The 2657-nt window shown below is 69.4% G+C and carries 4 protein-coding genes; 1 reads left to right on the forward strand and 3 read right to left on the reverse strand.

The window, feature by feature from the left end; translation table 11 throughout:
- Together VF697_RS31025 and VF697_RS31030 are read right to left on the reverse strand one after the other, a co-directional pair.
- A partial coding sequence (locus VF697_RS31025) for a hypothetical protein (RefSeq protein WP_331100605.1) occupies positions 1 to 421 on the reverse strand: 421 nt, incomplete at its 3' end.
- 65 nt (positions 422 to 486) lie between these two features.
- Entirely contained in the window at positions 487 to 1143 is a 657-nt protein-coding gene (locus VF697_RS31030; protein WP_331100607.1) for a glutathione S-transferase family protein, read from the reverse strand.
- Positions 1144 to 1357: 214 nt separating this feature from the next.
- On the opposite strand from VF697_RS31030, the gene VF697_RS31035 reads away from it, so the two are divergent.
- Positions 1358 to 1990 carry an outer membrane protein gene (locus VF697_RS31035; protein WP_331100609.1) on the forward strand — a complete coding sequence of 211 codons (633 nt, stop codon included), beginning with the start codon at positions 1358 to 1360 and terminating at the stop codon, positions 1988 to 1990.
- An 86-nt stretch (positions 1991 to 2076) separates the two neighbouring features.
- Here VF697_RS31035 and VF697_RS31040 read toward each other — a convergent pair.
- Positions 2077 to 2657 (reverse strand): HAMP domain-containing sensor histidine kinase (locus VF697_RS31040; protein WP_331100611.1); only part of this gene is annotated, 581 nt, incomplete at its 5' end.

A 2657-nucleotide genomic window follows, 5' to 3' on the forward strand; every position in this document is an offset into this window, starting at 1 on the left:
GCTCGGCCGCGACCACGTCCACCGCCAGCCCCGACCCGGCCCGCCAGACCGCGAAGCGCGCGTCCGACAGGTCGGCCTCGACGATCTGCCCCACGAGCAGCAGCGCGTCGTGCCAGGACTTGGGCTGCCGGCGCCCGAAGATGCGCCAGCCCGGAACCTCCGGCCGCTCCGCGAGGAACACGTCGATCGCCCTGGCGACCTCCTCATCCCCTTCTGGCGTGAAGATCAGCCCACCGCCGTCATCGAAGGCGGTGACGTCGAAGACGAAGTCGACGCCGACTTCGGCGAGCGCGCTCTCCACCGACTCGAAGACGGCGGTGTAGTTCTGGATGATGTGCTGACCGAGGGGAGCGATCTCGGTCACGAACCGCGTCCAGAACCTGCCCGCCGCTTGCTTCAACTGGCCTTCATCGAGGGTCATCCGGGGTCTCCTGTCCGCCTGTTCTCATGACGTGAAGGCGTCCACGCCGTCCTGGACGCACCCTCTCAGGCGGGAGGCGCGTTCTTGGCGAAGGGCGCCAGGTGGTCGGCCATGGCCTTGCGGAACGCCGGTCGCGCCTCGCACCGCAGCCGGTAGGCTTCGAGCACCGGCATCCGCGCGACCAGCTCCGTGTGGCGCAGGATGCGCAGCACCGTCGTCATGAGCAGGTCCCCCGCGGTGAAGCGCTCCTCGAGATACTCCCGCCCGTTCAGCCAGCCGGCCAGGTCCGTCAGCCGTGCCTGCACCGCCTCGACCGCCGCCGGCCGGCGCAACTTCGCCCATTCCTCCTCTGGTTGGAACAGGTCGATCTCCGCGAGGTTCTGGACGGGCGGCTCCAGCGTGTTCAGCGCCGCGAACATCCACGTCTTCGCGCGGGCCCGGGCGCTTGGCTCTGACGGCATCAGCGCCTCGGACCGCTCGGCGATATGCAGCACGATGGCGCCGGACTCGAACAGCACCAGTCCATCCTCCTCATAGGCCGGCACCTGCCCGAAAGGCTGGAGGCGGCGATAGCTCTCGGACTTCTGATCCTCCGGTCCAATCAGCCGCTCCTCGTAGGCAAGGCCCGCCTCTTCGAGCGCCCAGCGCACTCGAAACTCACGCACCAGCCCCTGGGCAAGAGGCGGTACCCAGCGAAATGCACTCACCCGAATCCTGGCCATCGCGTCTTCCTCTCACGGCGTGTCATCGCGGACCGGCGCGTTCCAGCCCCGGTGTCCTCGGCTTCTCTAGCGTAGGGCGAGAGACCGGGCGAGCGCCTTGCGTCCTGTCCGTGTCGGGGACGAGCACCTCGGCCGAAATGGGCGAGGGTCCTTCTCATTCCGGACGGATGAACAGATTTCGCCCAGCAGACATCCGAAATGATGGGAGGACGCGATGAAGGTTCGTTCGTGGATGGGTGGTTTCGCGGTGGTGGGCCTGTTCACCGCCGGGTCGGCGTTCGCGGCCATCGACGCCTCGCGGGTCGGCAGCGAGGTCAACTTCAATGAGGAGAAGACGCGGATCGGCCTGGACGCCCGCGTGGGCGTGGGCGGCCTCACCGGAGACGGAGGAGAGCTCACCGCACCGGGCCCGCTGCTCGGCGTCACCGCGGGCGCCCAGCCCTGGCGCAACCTCGGCATCGAGGCGGGCTTCGAGGGCCAGCGCCTCCCCATCAACGACAATCGCATCTCGGAGGGCGAGGCCCTCTACCGCTACAACCTGGGCGTGCTGGCCAAGGCCGGTCCGCTCGTGCTCAACGAGAAGCTGCGTCCGTACGTGGGAGCGGGCGTGGGCATGAGCTACGTCAACGTCACCGACGGCGCGGATGGTCTCTACACCAACGACATCATCGAGGAGGTGCCGCTCGCGGCCGGCCTGGACTACCGGTTCAACCAGAACCTCTTCGCTGGAGCGCGCGCCTCGTACCGCGTCCTCTTCGGCACGGAGTTCGCGGACACGGCCACCGGGACCGGTGACACCGGCGGCAACCTGTTGAACTTCGCCGCGACCGTGGGCGGCCGCTTCTAGCGGGCCCGACGTCGCATCCCGAAGCAGTCGAGCCCCGTCGCGCCTCTCGTGAGCAGAGGGGCGGCGGGGCTTCTTCGTGCGTCCGCTCAGGCCGCCAGGGCGCCAGGCTCAGCGACCCGCTCGGCGGCGTGGATGGGCAGGCGCACCCGGAAGGTGGTGCCCCCGGGGGAGCTCTCGACGGAGATCTCCCCCTCGTGCGCGGTGATGATGCGGTGGCACACCGACAGGCCCAGCCCGCTGCCCACGCCCCGGGGCTTGGTGGTGAAGAAGGGCTGGAAGATGCGCGCCAGGTTCTCCGGTGGAATCCCGCAGCCCGTGTCGCTCACCTCCACGAGGACGTGGGAGTCCGAGCCCCCGCGGGCCGACAGCCGGATCTCATTGCGCGCCACCTGTCCCGGCGTAATCGCGTGGGCCGCGTTGATGAGCAGGTTGAGGAACACCTGGCACAGGCGGGCGCCGTTGCCATACACCTGGGGCACCCCGTCCGACTCCACCACGAGCCGCGCCCGGTGGCGGATCTCATGCGCCGCCATCTTCGCCGCGCTCCGCAGCACGGCCCCCATGTCCACCGGGCCGCTCTCCACGTCGTCCGCGCGCGAGAGCATCTTGAGATCCTGCACGAGCAGCCGCACCCGCTCGCCCCCCTCGCGCGCCTCGGCGAGTGCCT

This window comes from Archangium sp. (genome assembly GCF_036388035.1).
Classification (GTDB): domain Bacteria; phylum Myxococcota; class Myxococcia; order Myxococcales; family Myxococcaceae; genus Archangium.

Bases quoted from the DNA above. Each gene is read 5' to 3' on its own strand.
- VF697_RS31030 (WP_331100607.1), bottom strand. From the start codon at position 1,143: ATGGCCAGGATTCGGGTGAGTGCATTTCGCTGGGTACCGCCTCTTGCC.
- VF697_RS31035 (WP_331100609.1), top strand. From the start codon at position 1,358: ATGAAGGTTCGTTCGTGGATGGGTGGTTTCGCGGTGGTGGGCCTGTTC.